This window comes from Acidimicrobiales bacterium, assembly GCA_022452145.1.
Classification (GTDB): domain Bacteria; phylum Actinomycetota; class Acidimicrobiia; order Acidimicrobiales; family MedAcidi-G1; genus UBA9410.
In genome coordinates, this window is record JAKURY010000005.1 from 20,805 (window position 1) to 39,359 (window position 18,555).

19 protein-coding genes and 1 pseudogene are annotated in these 18,555 nt (G+C 68.6%); all 20 read left to right on the plus strand.

The window, feature by feature from the left end:
- The first annotated feature begins 44 nt into the window (after positions 1-44).
- Positions 45-737 (plus strand): response regulator transcription factor, encoded by a 693-nt coding sequence (locus tag MK177_02790; GenBank protein MCH2426245.1) that lies wholly within the window; start codon positions 45-47, stop codon positions 735-737.
- A complete protein-coding gene (locus MK177_02795; GenBank protein ID MCH2426246.1) occupies positions 734-1,945 on the plus strand; it encodes a HAMP domain-containing histidine kinase in 1,212 nt (403 codons plus the stop codon). Before MK177_02790 ends, MK177_02795 begins: the two co-directional genes overlap by 4 nt.
- A 46-nt stretch (positions 1,946-1,991) precedes the next feature.
- The gene (locus tag MK177_02800) at positions 1,992-3,614 is read left to right on the plus strand and encodes a trypsin-like peptidase domain-containing protein (GenBank protein ID MCH2426247.1); all 1,623 of its coding nucleotides are present in this window, start codon (positions 1,992-1,994) and stop codon (positions 3,612-3,614) included.
- A 58-nt stretch (positions 3,615-3,672) separates the two neighbouring features.
- Positions 3,673-4,578, plus strand: a complete 906-nt coding sequence (gene ftsY / locus MK177_02805) for a signal recognition particle-docking protein FtsY (protein MCH2426248.1) — start codon at positions 3,673-3,675, stop codon at positions 4,576-4,578.
- Positions 4,579-4,603: 25 nt separating this feature from the next.
- Positions 4,604-6,088, plus strand: coding sequence for a signal recognition particle protein (gene ffh, locus MK177_02810; protein MCH2426249.1), 1,485 nt, complete (start codon positions 4,604-4,606; stop codon positions 6,086-6,088).
- A 167-nt stretch (positions 6,089-6,255) separates the two neighbouring features.
- Positions 6,256-6,477 (plus strand): annotated as a pseudogene (rpsP, locus tag MK177_02815) (30S ribosomal protein S16).
- A gap of 131 nt (positions 6,478-6,608) precedes the next feature.
- Positions 6,609-6,857, plus strand: coding sequence for a KH domain-containing protein (locus MK177_02820; GenBank protein MCH2426250.1), 249 nt, complete (start codon positions 6,609-6,611; stop codon positions 6,855-6,857).
- Positions 6,858-6,948: 91 nt separating this feature from the next.
- On the plus strand, positions 6,949-7,392 hold the full coding sequence (locus MK177_02825) for a hypothetical protein (protein ID MCH2426251.1): 444 nt from the start codon (positions 6,949-6,951) through the stop codon (positions 7,390-7,392).
- The gene (trmD, locus tag MK177_02830; GenBank protein MCH2426252.1) at positions 7,389-8,123 is read left to right on the plus strand and encodes a tRNA (guanosine(37)-N1)-methyltransferase TrmD; all 735 of its coding nucleotides are present in this window, start codon (positions 7,389-7,391) and stop codon (positions 8,121-8,123) included. The genes MK177_02825 and trmD overlap by 4 nt, the downstream gene beginning before the upstream one ends.
- A 172-nt stretch (positions 8,124-8,295) precedes the next feature.
- Positions 8,296-8,643, plus strand: coding sequence for a 50S ribosomal protein L19 (rplS, locus tag MK177_02835; protein MCH2426253.1), 348 nt, complete (start codon positions 8,296-8,298; stop codon positions 8,641-8,643).
- Positions 8,644-8,705: 62 nt separating this feature from the next.
- Positions 8,706-9,089 carry a YraN family protein gene (locus MK177_02840; protein MCH2426254.1) on the plus strand — a complete coding sequence of 128 codons (384 nt, stop codon included), beginning with the start codon at positions 8,706-8,708 and terminating at the stop codon, positions 9,087-9,089.
- 408 nt (positions 9,090-9,497) lie between these two features.
- Entirely contained in the window at positions 9,498-9,833 is a 336-nt protein-coding gene (locus MK177_02845; protein ID MCH2426255.1) for a cytochrome c, read from the plus strand.
- 357 nt (positions 9,834-10,190) lie between these two features.
- Positions 10,191-11,126 (plus strand): 30S ribosomal protein S2, encoded by a 936-nt coding sequence (gene rpsB, locus MK177_02850; GenBank protein ID MCH2426256.1) that lies wholly within the window; start codon positions 10,191-10,193, stop codon positions 11,124-11,126.
- 2 nt (positions 11,127-11,128) lie between these two features.
- Complete coding sequence (gene tsf / locus MK177_02855) at positions 11,129-11,920, plus strand: translation elongation factor Ts (GenBank protein MCH2426257.1); 792 nt, start codon at positions 11,129-11,131, stop codon at positions 11,918-11,920.
- Position 11,921: 1 nt separating this feature from the next.
- Entirely contained in the window at positions 11,922-12,659 is a 738-nt protein-coding gene (pyrH, locus tag MK177_02860) for a UMP kinase (protein ID MCH2426258.1), read from the plus strand.
- Between the two features lie 45 nt (positions 12,660-12,704).
- Complete coding sequence (locus tag MK177_02865; GenBank protein ID MCH2426259.1) at positions 12,705-13,268, plus strand: ribosome-recycling factor; 564 nt, start codon at positions 12,705-12,707, stop codon at positions 13,266-13,268.
- A 37-nt stretch (positions 13,269-13,305) separates the two neighbouring features.
- The gene (locus tag MK177_02870) at positions 13,306-14,601 is read left to right on the plus strand and encodes a phosphatidate cytidylyltransferase (GenBank protein ID MCH2426260.1); all 1,296 of its coding nucleotides are present in this window, start codon (positions 13,306-13,308) and stop codon (positions 14,599-14,601) included.
- A 41-nt stretch (positions 14,602-14,642) separates the two neighbouring features.
- On the plus strand, positions 14,643-15,800 hold the full coding sequence (dxr, locus tag MK177_02875) for a 1-deoxy-D-xylulose-5-phosphate reductoisomerase (protein ID MCH2426261.1): 1,158 nt from the start codon (positions 14,643-14,645) through the stop codon (positions 15,798-15,800).
- A gap of 44 nt (positions 15,801-15,844) precedes the next feature.
- Positions 15,845-17,098 carry an RIP metalloprotease gene (locus MK177_02880; GenBank protein ID MCH2426262.1) on the plus strand — a complete coding sequence of 418 codons (1,254 nt, stop codon included), beginning with the start codon at positions 15,845-15,847 and terminating at the stop codon, positions 17,096-17,098.
- Positions 17,099-17,144: 46 nt separating this feature from the next.
- Positions 17,145-18,371: a flavodoxin-dependent (E)-4-hydroxy-3-methylbut-2-enyl-diphosphate synthase gene (ispG, locus tag MK177_02885; protein MCH2426263.1), complete on the plus strand. Its 1,227-nt coding sequence runs from the start codon at positions 17,145-17,147 to the stop codon at positions 18,369-18,371.
- Positions 18,372-18,555: the final 184 nt, after the last annotated feature.

The window sequence follows — 18,555 nt, forward strand, 5'->3', positions numbered from 1 at the left end:
GGCCGCGGCCGGAGAGCCGGAGCGCTGGGAGTACCGTCGTCACCGTGCGCATCCTCGTGGTTGACGACGAGGCCGACCTGCTGGACGCAGTGGCCCGGGGGCTCCGGCGGGAGGGCTATGCCGTCGACACTGCCACCGATGGTGTCGAGGCGCTGGCCAAGGCCGGTTACACCCCGTACGACCTGATCTGCCTGGACCTGACTATGCCCGGTATCGACGGGCTCGAGGTCTGTTCGACGCTGCGTGCCGATCCGATCGGCGAGTTCCCTCCCCGGATCCTGATGCTGACGGCCCGGGACACGGTCGAGGACCGTATCCGGGGCCTCGACGTGGGTGCCGACGACTATCTGGTCAAGCCCTTCGCCTTCGACGAGTTGTCGGCCAGGATCCGGTCGTTGCTCCGACGCGATCCCGGTCGCTCGGGGGCGGTCCTCGAGGTGGGCGACGTTGTGGTGGACACCGCCCGCCACAGGGCCCGTCGTAACGACAGGGACCTCGACCTGACAGCCAAGGAATTCGCCCTGCTGCGGTACTTCATGAGTCGACCCGGCGAGGTCGTCTCCCAGGAGGAGCTGCTGGACCATGTGTGGGACGAGCACGCCGATCCGTTCACCAACACCGTGCGGGTGACCGTCGGGACGTTGCGCCGCAAGCTCACCCTGGACGGTGAGGTGGCGCTGCTGGAGACGGTGGTGGGTTCCGGCTACCGGCTGCTCGACGGGAACGACGCCCCGTGAGCCGATCGGACGTCGGCCTGGCCGGGCGGATGCCGGACCGGTTCGGGAGCCTCCGTACACGGCTGGCCCTGCTGTACTCGATCGTGCTGTTCGCCCTGGCGGCCGTGATGGTCGGTGGCATCTACCTGGGCCTCTCGCGGGCGCTGTCCGATGAGCCCATGTCCAGGTTGGCCAGGTTCGAGCAGCTGGTGGCGGAGGACGGCGTCGACCAGCCTTCGCTGGCACCGGACGACCGCCTGGACAGGCCGTGGCTGGTCATCTTCGAGGCGGAGGTGAACCGCCGCGCGCTGGAGCGCCTTCGGGCCTATTCGTTCACCGCCCTGGGTGGCCTCTTCCTCGGGAGCATCGCGGTGGGCTGGTACGTGGCCGGCCTGGTCCTACGACCCATCGGACGTATCTCGGCGGTGGCCCGGGAGATAACGGCGACCGACCTGTCACGTCGGATCGACCTGGGTGGGTCGTCGGACGAGCTGCGGGACCTGGCCGACACGTTCGACGAGATGCTCGGCCGACTTGACGAGTCCTTCGAGGGGCAGCGTCGCTTCGTGCAGGAGGCGTCACACGAGCTCCGGAACCCGCTGGCCGTGCTGCGGACCAACCTCGACGTCGTGATGGCCGATCCGGATGCCGGACCCGAGGACTTCCGTGCCGCCGGCCTGGTTGCGGTACGGGCCGCCGAGCGCATGTCGGTGCTCGTGGACGACCTGCTGCTCTACGCCCACCACGAACGGCCGGACAGCCGCCGTGAACCGATCGACCTGGGCACGGTGGTGGCCGAGACGGTCGAGGACTTCGTGGCGGCGGCGTCGCGTGACGGGGTGGGGCTGGACCACGACCGGTCCACGGGCCTGGACGTGGTGGGTGACGCGGCGGCGCTGCGACGTGCCATCGCCAACCTCCTGAGCAATGCCATCAGGGTCTCGGATTCCGGCGGTCGGGTACGTGTGACCACGGGCAGGGACGACGAGATGGTCTGGGCCTCGGTAGTCGACGACGGTCCCGGCCTCCCGATCGACCACCTTGACCGGGTGTTCCAGCGGTTCTGGCGCGGGGACCGCGCCTCGGCAAGGGAGGCCGGGCGCTCGGGCCTCGGGTTGGCGATTGTGAGACAGATCGCCGAGGGGCATGGCGGGCGTGCCACCGTCCGCTCGACGGTCGGTGACGGGGCCACGTTCACCCTCTGGCTGCCCCGCTACGTGGATGCCTGATCCGGCCGTGTCGGGTTTCGGTGGCAAGCGGCCTATTTTCAGAGCCATGAAGGACGATTCCGGCCACCAGGACCGCACCGTCGATCGTCGGAGCATCGAGGTGGGTGGAGACCGGTCGGATCCCCCGGCGTTTCCCGGCCTCCTGCCGGCACCCGTTCCGCCGATACAACCGCCGGTTCGGATCAGTGGACGGGTCATCGCCGGGCTGTTCGCAGTGGCGGTACTCGTGGCAGCCCTGGTGGCCGGTGCCGTCGCCGGCTGGGTCTTGCGGGGCGAGGGCGACCAGGTGGAGACCGGCGTGTCATCCGAGACGCTGGCAGCGGTGATCGGGAGCGTGGTGGCACGCGACGGTGCGACCGTGGATGTGGCCACGGAGGATGCCATCCGGGCGATGTTGACCACCGAAGGCCTCTCGGAGGCGGAGGTCGTATCTCTCGTCGAAGGGGTCATCTCCGAACTCGAGGCCGTCTCGGCAACCGACGTGGAGGCCATCGTGGCCGATCGCCTGTCAGCCGCCCCGGGGCTCTCGGCATCCGACGTGGAGGTCATCCTGGCCGATCGCCTGTCAGCCGCCCCGGGACTCTCGACCGACGACGTCTCGTCGATAGCAGCCTCGATCGTCGCCGAGGCGGCCGGACTCTCGGCCGACGAGGTCGAGGCCATGGTCGGCCGACTCCTTAACGAGTCGGCAGGCCTGACCGCTGAAGAGGTGGAGTCGCTGGTGGCCCGCCTCTTCGCCGAGGCGCCGGTGGACGACTCGGGTGACGAGCCGGTGGTCGCCGTGGCGGAGGCACTGTTCGACTCGGTGGTGCTCGTCTCGGTTCCCGGGGAGGGCTTCGGATCCGGCATCGTCTTTGACGAAGAGGGGCGGATCGTGACCAACGCCCACGTGGTGGACGCCGCTGTCGAGGTGGTGGTCACGCTTCCGAACGGCAGGGAGATCTCCGCTGAGGTGATCGGCGTGGACGTCCGTCGCGACGTCGCCGTCCTGAGGCTGGCCGAGGGCCAGGACAGTTTGGTCCCGGTGGTGTTCGCCTTCAGCAGTGACCTGGAGGTCGGCCAGTTGGCGGTGGCGCTGGGAAGCCCGTTCGACCTGGATCGCACGGTGACCGCGGGGATAGTGAGCGCCCTGGGTCGCGTCATGGACTCCTACGGGTGCCAGTCGGGCGTCGGCGCCGAGTGCGCCGGCGTTGCCATGATCCAGACCGATGCACCGATCAACCCGGGGAACTCGGGCGGCCCGCTGGCCGATCGCAACGGGCGGGTCATCGGCATGAACACGGCGATCCAGAGCACCGGGTTCGGCAACATCGGCGTGGGGTTCGCCATCCCCAGCGACACGGTGGTCCTGGTCGCCCGTCGACTGATCCTCGGTCTGCCTGTGGGTACGGCCTGGTTGGGCATCCGTGGAGAGACCCCGACAGATGGTCGTATCGGTGCCGTGGTCGTCGAGGTCGTGGAGGGGTCACCAGCCGACCAGGCGGGCCTGCATGTCGGTGACCGCATCTTCCGTTCCGACGGTCGGGCCATCCGGGACATGTCATCGTTGCGGGCCGACATCCAGATCCGGCTGCCCGGGGAGCGGGTCGACCTGGAGTACGAGCGTGACGGGGCGACGGGCGTCGCTGAGATCGAGTTGGGGGCGCTGGACGACCATTTCGCCGAGTAGTCGGCGGCTTCGGGCGCTCCGGCCGGAGACCTGACCCCACCGGTAGGCTGCGGCCCCCATGGGTCTCCGTTCCAGCCTCGGTCGCGCCCGCGACGCCTGGTCCACGCACCTGGCAACGGTGCGGGCGGCCGGATCTGTCGACGACCAGACGTGGGAGGACCTGGCCCACGCGCTGCTGCTCGCCGACATCGGGGTGTCCACCACCGAGGCCCTGATAGCAGGGCTCCGCCATCGGGTGGGCATGGACGGCGTCGACGAGATCGAGGGAGTCCTGGGCCTCCTCAAAGAGGAGATCCTGGACCGACTGGGTGGGGCTGACCGTTCCCTGGCGGTCGGAGGTTCGCCGTCGGTGTGGCTGTTCGTGGGCGTGAACGGGGTCGGCAAGACGACCACCATCGGCAAGCTGGGCTGTCGGGAGGTGGCTGCCGGTCGAAGCATCGTGTTCGCCGCGGGTGACACCTTCCGTGCCGCAGCCGCCGACCAGCTGGCTGTATGGGCCGACCGTGCCGGCTCCAGCCTGGTCCGGGGCGCCGAGGGAGCCGATCCCGGATCGGTGGTCTTCGACGCCGTCGAGCACGCGGCGGCCCGTGGGGCCGACCTCGTGTTGGCCGACACGGCGGGGCGGGTCCACACGAGGGGCAACCTCATGGACGAGCTCACCAAGGTGCGGCGGGTGGCGGACAAGGGTGTCGGCACGGTGACCGAGACGCTCCTGGTCATAGATGCCACCACGGGCCAGAACGGCCTGGTGCAGGCCCGCCAGTTCGCAGCGGCCGCCGACGTGACGGGCATCGTGCTGACGAAGATGGACGGGTCGGCCCGCGGCGGGATCGTCGTGGCCGTGCAGGACGACCTCGGCATTCCCGTGAAGCTGGTGGGCGTGGGGGAGGGTCTGGACGACCTGGTGTCCTTCGACCCCCGGGACTTCGTCGACGCGCTGTTCGCCGTCGACGCGGTGGCCTGAGGCAGGGGCCCGGAGGGGACGATCCGTGTTCGAGGGTCTGAGCAGTCGATTCGAGGTAATCCTCCGGAAGGTCCGCGGAAGGGGCCGCCTGGGGCCCGAGGAAATCGAGGAGTTCCTGGGCGAGATCCGGGTGGCCCTCCTGGAGGCCGACGTACACCTCGGTGTCGTTAGGACTCTTCTGGACCGGATAGGGGAACGCGCCGTCGGGTCCGAGTTGGGCGGGGCATTGAATCCCGGCCAGATGGTCGTGAAGATCGTCCTCGAGGAGCTAACCGAGGTCCTGGGTGGCGAGACGTTCCGGCCCGCCTATGCCCCCAAGCCACCCACGATCGTCCTCCTGGCAGGACTACAGGGAACAGGCAAGACGACGGCCGCCGCCAAACTGGCCCGCTGGTACAAGGGCCAGGGCCGGAACCCCATGCTGATAGGTGCCGACCTCCTGCGTCCCGCTGCCGTCGAGCAGTTGCGGACGCTCGGTGGCCGTATCAACGTGCCCGTGTTCAGCGAGGCGACCGATCCGGTGTCGGTGGCACGAGCCGGCCTGGCCGAGGCGGTGGGCCTCGGTCGCGACGTGGTGATCTGCGATACGGCCGGTCGCCTGGCTATCGACGAGGACCTCATGGCCGAGGTGGCCGAGATCTCCGGCGCGCTGCAGCCCCACCACACCTTCCTGGTCATCGACGCCATGACCGGGCAGGACGCGGTCACGACGGCGGAGGCCTTCCATGCCCGCCTCGGACTGGATGCCCTGATCATCACCAAGCTGGACGGTGACGCCAGGGGTGGCGCCGCCCTGAGCGTCAAGGAGGTGGTCGGTCGGCCGATTGCGTTCGCATCGAGCGGCGAGACGCTCGAGGACTTCGAGTCGTTCCACCCGGACCGCCTGGCCGGGCGGATCCTGGGGATGGGTGATGTCGAGACGCTCATAGAGAAGGCGGAGGAGACCTTCGTCGAGGAGCAGGCGGAGGCCGCGGCAGCCCGCATGCTCGAGGGCACGTTCACCCTCGACGACTTCCTCGAGCAGGTTCGCGCGCTCCGGAAGATGGGGTCGATCAGCAGCATCATGGGGATGGTTCCCGGCATGGCCCGGCAGGTCCGCGACCTCGACGCCGAGGTGGACGAGCGCCGAATTGACCGGATAGAGGGGATCATCAACTCCATGACCCCGGCCGAGCGGGTGGATCCGGACGTCATAGACGGTTCGCGTAGGGCCCGTATCGCAGCTGGCAGCGGCACCCAGGTGGGCGAGATCAACCAGTTGGTGAAGCAGTTCCGCGAGATGCGCAGGATGATGAAGCAGATGGGTGCCACGGGCCCGGGTCGGAAGAAGGCCGGCCGCGGGAAGAAGAAGGGTCGCGGCGGGCGGACCACCGCCAGGGGGCCGGCGCCGATCGACGGGAAGGTCGGTGGGAAGAAGGGCCTGTCCTTGCCCGGCCTTGGCGACCTGCCTGCCAGCCCGGGACCATCCTCCAGCGGACTGGACCTCCTGGGCACCTGGCCCTTCGACTGATTCGGCCTCGAGCTGCGTCGACGGTCACCTCCCGTTCTGGACGGCGGTGCTGGAAAACCGGGCGGATCACGGCAGACTGTTCCGACCGAACGGGCGCATCATCGCCCTGCCCAGATTCCGCCCCGCCTGATCGTGCGGGGACGCAACGAGAAGAGAGTGGTACCGACGTGGCCGTGAAGCTCCGCCTGATGCGGATGGGCAAGAAGAAGCAGCCGACCTACCGTGTGGTGGCCGCCGACTCGCGCAAGGCGCGAAATGGGCGGATCATCGAGGCGGTCGGCTTCTACGACCCCCGCCGTGATCCGTCCGTGATCGAGATCGACAACGAGAAGGCCGTCGGGTGGCTGCGCAACGGCGCCCAGCCGACCGAGCGCGTCGAGAAGCTCCTGAAGATCACCGGTGCCTGGGACGAGTTCAAGGGCCAGCCGGTCGGCACCAGTGGTGCGCAGGTGCCCAAGGTCGAGGAGGCTGTGGTCGAGGAGGCTGTGGTCGAGGAGGCTGTGGTCGAGGAGGACCCGTCATGAGCGCAGAGGCACCGATCGCCGAGGGCGTCCTGGAATACCTGATCAGGTCGATCGTCGAGGAGCCGGACGAGGTCCGCATCCAGACCTCGGGCGACGAGCGTTGCACATTCTCGGTGACGGTCGCCGACGGTGACATGGGTCGGGTGATCGGCCGTCGGGGTCGGGTGGCCAACGCAATCCGGACCATCGTCCGGGCCGCGGCGGTCCGTGACGAGACCGAGATCGACGTCGACTTCGTCGACTGACCGTCCTGTGGACGGTCGACCGAGCCACGACGGTCCGGTCCTTCTGGAGGTCGGCCGGATCGACAAGCCCCACGGGCTCCGTGGGGAGGTTGTGGTCAGCCTGATTACCCCGCGACTGGAGCGCCTCGCTGTCGGCTCCGTCCTCCAGACCGACCGTGGTCCGGTGACCGTTCAGTCCAGCAGGCCGCACCAGCACCGTTTTCTGGTCCGATTCGACCGGATTACCGATCGCGACGCTGCCGAGGGCTGGCGCGGCGTGGTGCTCTCGGCGCCACCGGTGCTGGACGCCGATGACGACACCCTCTGGCTCCACGAGCTGGTCGGAGCGACCGTGGTGGACCAGCACGGCATATCGCACGGCACGGTCGTCGCCCTCCTCGACAATCCGGCCAGCGACCTGCTGGAGCTGACAGACGGTCGCCTGGTCCCCCTGGTGTTCGTGGTCGGCCACGAGCCGGGCGTGCGCATAGACGTGGACGTCCCCCCGGGCCTGTTGGATGACGGGTACGTCGAGGGCCGGGAGGATGCCCCGTGACCCTCCGGATAGACATCCTCACGATCTTCCCCGCCATGGTCGAGGGCTATGCGGCCGAGAGCATCCTCGGGCGCGCTTCGGCGGCCGGGCACCTCGACCTCCGGATCCACGACCTCCGACTGGCCACCACCGACGTGCACCGGACGGTCGACGACAGCCCGTTCGGTGGGGGGCCCGGCATGGTCCTCATGCCCGAGCCGGTGTTCGCCGCCGTCGAGGCGGTCGAGCCGCCCCGACCGCTCATCCTCATGGGTCCCGCAGGTCGCTCCTTCGACCAGTCGGTGGCTGGCGAGTTGGCCGCCCTGGACGGGTTCTCGCTGCTGTGCGGTCGATACGAGGGGGTCGACGAGCGGATTCGGACCGACCTCTGCGACGACGAGCTGTCGATTGGCGACTTCGTACTGGCAGGCGGGGAGTTGGCGGCGCTCGCCGTCGTCGAGGCCGTGGCCCGTCTCCGACCCGGCGTGCTCGGCAACTCTGCCTCGCCCGAGGAGGAGTCCTTCGCCGACGGCCTGCTCGAGTATCCGCACTTCACCCGACCGGCCGACTTCCGAGGCATGGAGGTGCCCGACGTGCTCCGGTCGGGCGATCATGCCCGGATCGGCCGGTGGCGCCGGGCATCGGCCCTGGCCCGGACCATGGCCAGCAGACCCGACCTGATCCTGCGTCGAGGCGGATTGTCCGAGGCCGATCGGGCGCTGCTCGACGAGTTCGACCTGCCCGGGGACTGAGCCGGACGACACAGGGGGTCGCCCACGGCCTCCGGTGTCGTCATCGGCGCGCGGCCGTATGCTGGCGGACCGGTCCGCAACCCGGACCTGATACCCGCCGCTCCCCAGTCGGAGAGGCACACGAACTCCGTCCGAACCCAATCCTTCGGACCCGGCCTCCCGAGGACGAGCCATGCAGCCCACCGATCTCGTCGATCACCAGAGCCTCCGCGACGACATTCCCGACTTCGGCGCTGGCGACACCCTCAAAGTGCACGTCCGCGTTGTCGAGGGCAACCGCAAGCGGATCCAGTTGTTCGAGGGCGTGGTCATCAAGCGCCAAGGGAGCGGCATACGGGAGACCTTCACCGTGCGCAAGCTGAGCTTCGGCGTCGGCGTCGAGAGGACCTTCCCCCTGCACTCTCCGATCATCGACCGGATCGAGGTGGTGACCCGGGGCGACGTCCGTCGGGCGAAGCTCTACTACCTCCGCGATCGGATCGGGAAGCGTGCCAAGGTCAAGGAGAAGCGGGACTTCTGATCCCGCTGCAACCGGGTCCGCTGTAGGGGCCGCTGTCGTACCCGGCTCCTAGCGTCGCCGCCATGGCGGTGCGGGCAGAGGACCACGATTCCAGGTACCGGGGCATAGCGCCCCATCTGGCCCTGGGGGCCTGGGGCGAACAGGTGGCCGAACGCCGTTACCGCCGGGACGGCTACCGCGTGCTGGCGCGCAACTGGTGGTGTTCCTCGGGTGAACTCGACCTGATCGTCGGTCGCGGCGACCTGGTGGTGTTCAGCGAGGTGAAGACCCGATCGTTTACCTCCTTCGGGTGGCCGACCGAGGCCGTGGACCGCCGACGACAGGTACGGCTCCGATCGGCGGCTGCGGCCCGGTTCCGATCGACGGGAACCAGGCCGACCGAGGTTCGCTTCGATGTCATCTCGGTGCTCCCCGGCCGTGTCGAGAGACTGGAGGGAGCATTCTGAGCCGCTCCTCCAGCCGAGTGATCCAGAGCCGCTCCTCCGAAAGGGTGGTCAGCGAGCGCGCCGCCTGGACCAGCAGCCCCGGTGCCAGTGCCGGCGGAGGTCGGGAGCATCGACCGGCACGATCACGAGGTGTCCGAGCCCGGGAGGGATGTCGCGGCTGCACCCCGGGCAGGTGTATGCCTTCGTGGCCTGGTACGGATGGATGAACCGCTCCTCCAACTCACCGAGGACCTCCGGGTTCTCCACCTCAGGAGGCCCGGGTCCGAGGGCCACTCACAGGAACAGTGCCCATGCGAGGAGTAGAACGGCGACGGCGACCGCCGCTCCCACGTAGACGACGTCGCTGGGTCGGCGGGTCCTGGTGCGCTGCGGATCGAAGCCCATGTAGTCAGTATCGTCTCCCGGGTCATGCGACCCCACCCCATCATCCCGATAGTCGGCCTGGTCATGCTGGCGGCGTGTGCGGGATCGCCTCCACCGGTTCCGGGAGCCGACACCGGCACGGCGGACCCGGTCCTGGTCGAGGGCCGCGAGGTCTGGGCCAGGTCGTGCGCCTCCTGCCACGCTCCCGACGGTGCGGGAGGCAGTGGTCCGTCGATGCGTGCCATCGTGGAGCGCTTCCCGGACCCCGGAGACCAGGTCGTCGTGATCGCCGATGGTCGTGGGGGTATGCCAGCGTTCGGTGGCCGCTACTCGGTCTCCGAGATCCGTGCCGTCGTCCGATACACCCGCGAGGTGCTCTGAACACCTCACCCGGTCCGTCGCCGGTCGACCGGGAGCGGGCTCGAGGACGAGGCCACGAGTTCATAGCCGGAAACCTGTTCCCGGAGGACCTGTTCGACAGGAAGTAGGCCCCGTTCGACGAGAACCTCGACGGGAGTGGGCCACGTTTGACGGAAACTTCGACGGAAACTTCGACGGGAAGTAGTACCTGTTCGATGGGAGGTTCCGCCGGGGCTGAATCTCTCGACCCAGCGGTACACTTCGTCCCCGGTTCGGCACGACGTGTGCCGAACCAGATCAGAACACCCCCACCCACCCACGGTCGCCCCAGGGCGCGAGGCGGGGGCGAGACGAACCGTTGGGAAGGGAGACCACGACATGGCCGTCGTGACCATGAAGCAGCTGCTCGAGGCGGGTGTCCACTTCGGACACCAGACCCGTCGTTGGGACCCGAGGATGAGGCGGTTCATCCACGGAGAGCGGTCGGGTATCTACATCATCGACCTCCAGCAGACCCTCGAGCGGATCGAGTCGTCGTACACGTTCGTACGCGACCTCGTCGCCGACGGTGGCAGGGTGCTCTTCGTCGGGACGAAGCGCCAGGCGCAGGACGCCATCCGCTCCTACGCCGAGAAGTGTGGCATGCCCTATGTGAACCAGCGGTGGCTGGGCGGCATGCTCACCAACTTCCAGACGATCTCCAAGCGGGTGTCCAAGATGCAGGAGTACCAGCGCATGCGCGACTCCGGCGAGTTCGAGGCCATGCCGAAGAAGGAGGCCCTCATGCTGGGCCGCGAGCTGGAGAAGCTCGAGCGCAACCTGGGAGGCATCCAGGACATGGAGCGCCTGCCCGACGCCATCTTCGTGCTGGACACCGTGAAGGAGCACATCGCGGTCACCGAGGCCAACAAGCTGGGCATTCCGATTGTCGCCGTGGTCGACACCGACTGCAACCCGGACGTCATCCAGTACCTCATCCCCGGTAACGATGACGCCATCCGGTCCGGGCGCCTTCTCTGCCGGGTGGTCGCCGACGCAATCGAGGAGGGTCGATTCATCGTCAACTCCCGGAGTGGCGGCGATGAGGGCCCATCGCTGGATGCCGACGACCGCGCCGCCGAACAGGAACAGGCTCGTGCATCGGCGGCCGCTGAGGCCGCAGAGCGCGATGCCCGCGTCGCCGCCACCGTGGCCTCGCCTGTCGAGGAGGCTGCTGCGCCTGTCGGGGTCGAGGAGGCTGCTGCGCCTGTCGGGGTCGAGGAGGCTGCTGCGCCTGTCGACGTAGCAGTCACCACCGATGGTGAGCAGGCCTGACTATGGCAGACATCACCGCAAGGGAAGTGAAGGCGCTGCGAGACGCGACGGGCGCCGGGATGATGGACGCCAAGAATGCGCTCGTCGAGTGTGACGGCGACGCCGAGGCCGCATCGCAATTACTCAGGGAGAGGGGACTGGCCAAGGCCGCCACCCGGTCCGACCGCGACAACGTGGAGGGGGCCGTGGGCCTCGTCTCCGACGGTCGTCGAGCCGCCCTCGTGCACCTCAAGTGCGAGACCGACTTCTCGGCCAAGTCCGAGGGCTTCCTGTCCCTCGTCGACGACCTGACCAACGCCGTGCTGGCCGAGGGCGTGGGTGCCGTCGAGGCCCGCACCGCGGCGATCGACGACCTTCGACTCTCCATCAAGGAGAACATCGAGGTGGGCCGGGTCGACCTGATCGAGGTCGCTGACGGCAACGCTCTCGACACCTACCTGCACGTCCAGGATGGCCGAGGCGTGAACGGGGTCGTGGTCGAGGGTTCCGGCGTCGACCAGGAGACCCTCCACCAGGTGGCCCTCCACATCGCCTTCGCCAAGCCGACGACCCTCACCCGTGGCGAGGTTTCGGCCGAGCTGGTGGAAGCCGAGCGGGCCGCCCTGTTCGAGATCACCAGGGCCGAGGGCAAGCCCGAGCAGGCCTGGGACAAGATCGTCGAGGGCCGTCTGACCGGTTGGTTCCGGGAGACCGTCCTGCTGGAGCAGGGGCTCCACGGTGACAAGACCTCGGTGGCCGACACGCTGAACGGCGGCAGCATCGAGAGGTTCATCCAGGCCTACCTGGGGGCCTGAGGTGTCCGCCGACGACCGGATCCCAGCCCGTTGGGACCGCGTGGTCCTGAAGGTCTCCGGTGAGGCCTTCGCCGGCGAGGCCGGATACGGAATCGACGGAGAGATCGTTGGCCGGATCGCCAGGGACATAACCGATGTCCGCGGCGAGTTCGCGGTCGACATAGCGGTGGTGGTCGGAGGCGGCAACATCTGGCGTGGTATGTCCGGGGCGGGTGCGGGGATGGACCGGGCCCAGGCCGACTACATGGGCATGCTGGCCACCTCGATAAACGCACTGGCCCTCCAGGACACCCTGGAGCAGCTGGGGCAGCCCACCCGGGTCCAGTCGGCCATCCACATGGCCCAGATCGCCGAGCCGTACATCCGGCGTCGTGCCATCCGGCACCTCGAGAAGGGCCGTGTGGTCATCTTCGCCGGTGGCACCGGCAACCCGTTCTTCACCACCGACACGGCCGCAGCGCTCAGGGCGATCGAGATCGAGGCCGGTGTCGTGCTCAAGGGGACGCACTCCGGAACCGACGGGATCTACACGGCGGACCCGAAGCTCGATCCGGAGGCCACCAGGCTCGAACAGGTCTCCTACCTCGACGTGATCCAGAAGGGCCTGAAGGCAATGGATGCGACGGCCATCACGCTCTGCATGGACAACGACATGCCGATCGTCATGTTCGACCTCATGGCCTCGGGTAACGTCCGGTCCATCCTCGCAGGAGAGTCGATCGGCACGTTGGTCACCTGATCCGGAGCCGACGGTGATCCTGCCGGACGACGGACGGAGCACGCTGTGAGCGACGAGATGATCCAGATGGTCCTCGACGAGGCCGCTGCGGCGATGTCGGAAGCTGTCACGCACGTCCGGCGCGAGTTCTCGACGGTGCGTACCGGGCGGGCCTCCTCGTCTTTGGTGGAAAAGATCATGGTGAACGCCTACGGAGTCGAGATGCGCCTTCAGGAACTTGTCAGCTTCTCCATCCCGGAGGCCCGCCAACTCTTGGTGACGCCACACGATCCGGCAAACGTGCCGGTAATCGAGAAGGCGATCATGGTCGCCGACCTGGGGCTGACGCCCGGCAACGACGGGCGCAGCATCCGACTGAGCTTTCCGGAGCTGACCGAGGAACGCCGACGCGATCTGGTACGCATGGTGAACGGCATGGCCGAGGACGGAAGGAACCGGATGCGTGGATTGCGGCGGCACGCCCGCAAGGACCTCGACGAGTTGGAGGGTTCCGTGTCCGAGGACGACATCAAGTGGGCAGGCGACCGACTGGACGAGATGATCCACGGTTTCGAGACCGATATCGACAAGGCCCGCTCGGCCAAGGAAGACGAACTGCTCGAGGTCTGAACCGACGGCGGATAGCGACGGCGATAGGGGTGTCAGCGTGAACGAACAGCAGGGGAGGGGCCAGCAGGGCCACGAGTTCGAGGACATCCGGATCCTCGGGCTGGACTCGCCGGACGACGACGTCGAGCCCGGCCGTTCCGTCTTCGCCGGCGACTCACCGGGGGACGACCTGCCGCACTGGACCGAGCCACCTACCGGCGACGTGACGGGCGGGGGTCCCGTGGTTGACGATCCGTGGGCCGGACTGGAGGGCACGCCACGCTGGTCCGACGATGTCCCCGAGGACCACGAGTCCCAGCAGCCGGTCGGCGACCACGTGGAGGCCGCCGCGGTGTTCTTCGACGACGGTCCACTCGGCTCTATGGGTGCCGCGGAGTTCGACCCGCCGCTGCTGCCGCCAGACGAGCCACTGCCCGACCCCGGCGGGGCCGACGAAGCGCCTCCTGGTCGGGCCTCCGAACCGGTGCCGCCTGCTCCGCCCCGCCCAGGTGGTGGTACGGGTTCGCGCGGTGGCGGCCGGGACCTTCCGCTCGCCATTGTCAGCGGGGTGGGCCTCGGGGCCCTGGCGCTGGTGGCGTTCAAGATCGGCGCCGGCGCCACGCTGGCCCTGACCACGTTGCTGCTGGTTATGGCGGCCGCCGAGTTCTTCCTCGCGGTCCGCCGGTCCGGCTACCAGCCGGCCTCCCTGCTCGGCATCACCGCCGTGGCTGCGCTGAACCTGGGGGCCTACTGGCGGTTTGAAGCCGCTGTGCCCCTCATCCTGGCCCTGACGGTGCTGTTCACGTTGTTCTGGTACCTGACGGGCGTCGACCGCCAGGCCCCGATGCTGAACGTGTCGGTGACCCTGTTCGGCGTCATCTACGTGGGCTTTCTCGGTTCCTTCATCGGCCTCATGCTCACCGACCCGAACGGGATCGGGATGCTGCTGGCCGCCGTGCTGTGCACGATCGGCTACGACACCGGAGGCCTCGTGGTCGGCGGGATGATAGGCCGGAACCCGCTGTCCGCCGTGAGCCCCAACAAGACGATGGAGGGCCTCATCGGGGGCATGATCGCGGCCTTCGCCATGGCCATGCTCGTGGTGGGCCGAATCACACCGTTCGGCCAGGACCCCGGCGACCTGGGTTCGGCCTTCGTCCTGGGCCTAGTGGTAGCGCTGGCCGCTCCGGCGGGCGACCTGTGCGAGTCGATGATCAAGCGGGACCTCGGCATCAAGGACATGGGCAGGATCCTTCCCGGCCATGGCGGGCTGATGGACCGCTTCGACGCATTGCTGTTTGTCCTGCCGGCCACGTACTACACCGCCAGACTGATGGACCTGTTCGCCGTCTGACCCGTTTCCGCCTGCGGAGACCCCATCGGTAGGCTCGCTCCATGCCCGCGACCTCGGTGGCCGTGCTCGGGTCGACCGGCTCGATCGGGACCCAGACGCTCGACGTCGTGGCCGACCGACCCGACGAGTTCGACGTGGTGGCCATCGGCGCCGCACGGTCGGTCGGCATGCTGATCGAGCAGGCCTCCAGGTTCCGGCCCGAGGTGGTCGCCATCGCCGATGCCTCCCTGGCCGCCGAGGTGGTTGCAGGGGTACCGGACGGCACCGAGGTCCTGGCCGGCCCGGATGCGATGGCCGACGCCGCTGTCATCGCGGAGGTGGCCATCAACGGGGTGGTCGGCTTCGCAGGCCTCCCGGTCACCCTGGCGACCCTTGCCGCCGGGAAGCGCCTGGGTCTGGCCAACAAGGAGTCCCTGATCGCCGCAGGCCCGGTGGTCCAGCGGGCCCGGTCCACCCCGGGGGCCGAACTGCTGCCGGTCGACAGCGAGCACTGCGCCGTCCACCAGTGCCTGCGAGCCAACGACGTGGATGAACGGGTATCCCGCATCGTTCTGACGGCCTCCGGTGGGCCGTTCCGCGGTCGTTCGGCAGACGAGCTGGCGACCGTGACGGTGGAGGCGGCGCTGGACCATCCCACCTGGACCATGGGCCAGAAGGTCACCGTCGACTCGTCGACCCTGATGAACAAGGGCCTAGAGGTGATCGAGGCGCACGAGCTATTCGGGATCGACTACGACCGGATCGACGTGGTGGTCCACCCGCAGTCGATCGTCCACTCCATGGTGACCTTCTCGGACGGGGCGACAATCGCCCAGCTGTCCAATCCCGACATGCGCCTCTGCATCGGCTACGCGTTGGCGTGGCCGGACCGCCTCGACGTGTCCTACGGGGAGATCGACTGGTCCCGGTTGGACCGACTGGACTTCGAGCCGCCTGACCGGCAGGCCTTCCCATGCCTGGGCCTCGCCTTCACCGCCGGCCGGGAGGGCGAGACGGCTCCGGCATGGCTGAATGCCGCCAACGAGGTGGCGGTCGAGGCCTTCCTGGACGGAACGCTGTCCTGGGTCGGGATCTCCGAACTGCTGGCCGAGGCCCTGGATGCCTGGCCCGGCGACCGGGCCGATGACGTTGACGCCGTGCTGGACGTGGACCGTAGGGCCCGAGTCGCCGCCCGGGCCCTCGTCGTCGCCCGGGCCTGACGGTGGCGGTCGACCTCAACGGCCCCGGGGCTTCCGGGCCGATCGTGCACAGCACGGGCGATGACCGCATCCGACTGCTCCTCCTCATCGGCGCCGTCGTGTCCTTCGGGCTCATCGGGGGCCTGTCGGGCCTGGTGGTGGTCTCCTCGATCGTCGTCATGCTGGTGCTCCACGAACTCGGACACTTCGTGGTGGCGCGCCTTGCCGGCATGCAGGTGACCGAGTTCTTCCTGGGGTTCGGGCCCCGCCTCTGGTCGGTGCGCCGAGGCGAGACCACCTACGGGTTGAAGGCCATTCCGGCTGGCGCCTACGTGCGGATCACCGGGATGAGCAGCCTCGACGTCGTCGACCCGGCCGTGGAGTACCGGACCTACCGGCAACAGTCCTACCCGAGGCGGATGGCGGTCGCCCTGGCGGGCTCCGCAACCCACTTCGCGGTGGCCCTCGCCCTTCTGTTCGTCGTCTACGTGGCGGTGGGGCGACCAGATCCCACGCGGTGGGTGGTCGGCGAGGTGGTGTCCGGCTCGGCCGCAGCGGCCGCCGACGTACACGTGGGAGACCGGATCGTGTCTGTGGACGGTGTGGAGACCCCGGGCTTCGAGGAGTTCGGGAGGGTGGTCCGTGGGCTTCCGGGTCAGGCGGTGGTCGTGGTCACGGAGCGGGAGGGCGATCGGTCGAAGCGCACGATGGTGCTCGGTGAGCGGCTGATGGTGGACGGCACGGACGCAGGGTTCTTCGGAGTGGGCCCCGATCGGCCCATGGAGACCCTCGGACCGGTCGATGCCGCCGCCGAGGCGTCGGCCCGCTTCGTCGACCTCGTGGGACTTTCCGTCGATGGCCTGGTCGGGTTCTTCACCCCGGATGGGCTGGCCTCGTTCTTCACGGGCGGGATCGGATCCCCGGAGGCGCCGCACCCTGACGTGCCCGCGGGCGGATCCGGGCCGGGTCCGGTCGTCGAGACCGGCGCGGATCCGGCCGATGACGAGCGCCTGCTCTCGATCTACGGGGCGGCCCGCCTGGGAAGCGCCATGCTCGACGACGGCTGGTCGACCTACCTGTGGTTCCTGATCCTCATCAACGTCTTCATCGGCGTCTTCAACCTGGTACCGCTCCTGCCGCTCGACGGTGGCCACGTGGCCATCGCCACATATGAGCGGATCCGGTCGGTGGGCGGCCGTCGGTACACCGCCGATGCTGCGAAGTTGATTCCCCTCACCTGGGCGGTGGTGACCCTGTTGATCGCGGTGTTCGTCGTGGCCCTCTACCGCGACATCGTGGACCTGCCTGACTTCGGCTGAGCTGGCCTGCGACAGCGGTCAACCGGTCACCGATAGCCTCATTCCCATGGAGGTCAAGGCAGCGATCGAGCGCCGGCCCACCCGTCAGGTGATGGTCGGAAGCGTGGCCGTCGGCGGCGACGCGCCGATCACGGTCCAGTCGATGACCGTCACCCGGACGGCAGACCACGAGGCGACCCTCCAGCAGATCTACGACCTGGCCATGGCCGGTGCCGACATCGTGCGTTGCACCTGCAACGAGATTGAGGCCGCCGAGGGACTGGCCCGGATCGTGCCCCGGTCGCCGGTCCCGATCGTGGCCGACATCCACCACCAGTACCGGATGGCCCTGGCGGCACTCGAGGCCGGCGTGCATTGCCTCCGCCTGAACCCGGGCAACATCCGCAAGCCCGAGCACATCCGGGCCGTGGCCACAGAGGCACGCGACCGGGGCGTCCCGATCCGGATCGGCGTCAACGGCGGATCATTGCATCCGGACCTGTACGAGAAGCACGGTGGCCGGGTTACCCCCGAGGCGATGGTCGAGTCGGCCCTGGACGAGATTCGGTTCTTCGCCGATGTCGACTTCGACCTGATCAAGATCTCCGTGAAGGCCTCCAGCGTCCCGATCATGGTCGAGGCCTACAGGCAGCTGTCCGAGGTAACCGACTACCCGCTCCACCTCGGAGTCACCGAGGCCGGCCCCCCACCGGCGGGCCTCATCAAGTCGTCTGCCGGCATCGGGGCCCTGCTGTCGCAGGGCATCGGTGACACGATCAGGTACTCCCTGACCGCCGATCCGGTGGAGGAGGCCCGGGCCGGCCGGGCGCTGCTAGAGGCAATGGGCCTCCGGGAGCGCCGGAACGTCGACCTGATCGCCTGTCCCAGCTGTGGTCGGGCCGAGATCGACGTCGTGGCCGTGGCCGCCGACGCCATGGCCGCCTTCGCCGACCGGGAGATTCCACTCCAGGTGGCGGTCATGGGTTGTGTGGTGAACGGGCCCGGGGAGGCCCGCGACGCCGACCTCGGAATCGCTGCGGGAAACCGACGTGGCCATCTTTTCGTGAAGGGCCGGAACGCGGCGGTGGTGGCCGAGGACGAGATGGTCGACGCCCTGGTGGAGTGGGCCGAGTTGATCCACGCCGAGGGTGCTGAAGCGGCCCTGGCCCGGGTCGACACCGAGAAGGCGGCCCGCGAGGCTGAACGGGATCGCCTGCGGCTGTTGGTCGACCAGGGCGAGGATGTCAACGACGCCGGTACGCGGATCGAGCTCATCCGAAGGCACGCTGGCTGACGGCGCCTGGCCGGCGGCGAATACGGCCACAGTTGGCGCCTGGCCGAAGATGGCGACGCGTCAAGCCCCTAGGCGGTGCCCTGGTCCGAAGGTATGCTCTTCGACGCATGAATCGCCGGTATTCCGACGAGGCGTGGGCTCTGCCCACGCCTCTTGTTTTCGGTACCGGCGTTCGACCGCGAGG

Bases quoted from the DNA above. Each gene is read 5' to 3' on its own strand.
- MK177_02800 (MCH2426247.1), top strand. From the start codon at position 1,992: ATGAAGGACGATTCCGGCCACCAGGACCGCACCGTCGATCGTCGGAGC.
- ftsY (MCH2426248.1), top strand. From the start codon at position 3,673: ATGGGTCTCCGTTCCAGCCTCGGTCGCGCCCGCGACGCCTGGTCCACG.
- MK177_02820 (MCH2426250.1), top strand. From the start codon at position 6,609: ATGAGCGCAGAGGCACCGATCGCCGAGGGCGTCCTGGAATACCTGATC.
- rplS (MCH2426253.1), top strand. From the start codon at position 8,296: ATGCAGCCCACCGATCTCGTCGATCACCAGAGCCTCCGCGACGACATT.
- MK177_02840 (MCH2426254.1), top strand. From the start codon at position 8,706: ATGGCGGTGCGGGCAGAGGACCACGATTCCAGGTACCGGGGCATAGCG.
- MK177_02845 (MCH2426255.1), top strand. From the start codon at position 9,498: ATGCGACCCCACCCCATCATCCCGATAGTCGGCCTGGTCATGCTGGCG.
- rpsB (MCH2426256.1), top strand. From the start codon at position 10,191: ATGGCCGTCGTGACCATGAAGCAGCTGCTCGAGGCGGGTGTCCACTTC.
- tsf (MCH2426257.1), top strand. From the start codon at position 11,129: ATGGCAGACATCACCGCAAGGGAAGTGAAGGCGCTGCGAGACGCGACG.
- dxr (MCH2426261.1), top strand. From the start codon at position 14,643: ATGCCCGCGACCTCGGTGGCCGTGCTCGGGTCGACCGGCTCGATCGGG.
- ispG (MCH2426263.1), top strand. From the start codon at position 17,145: ATGGAGGTCAAGGCAGCGATCGAGCGCCGGCCCACCCGTCAGGTGATG.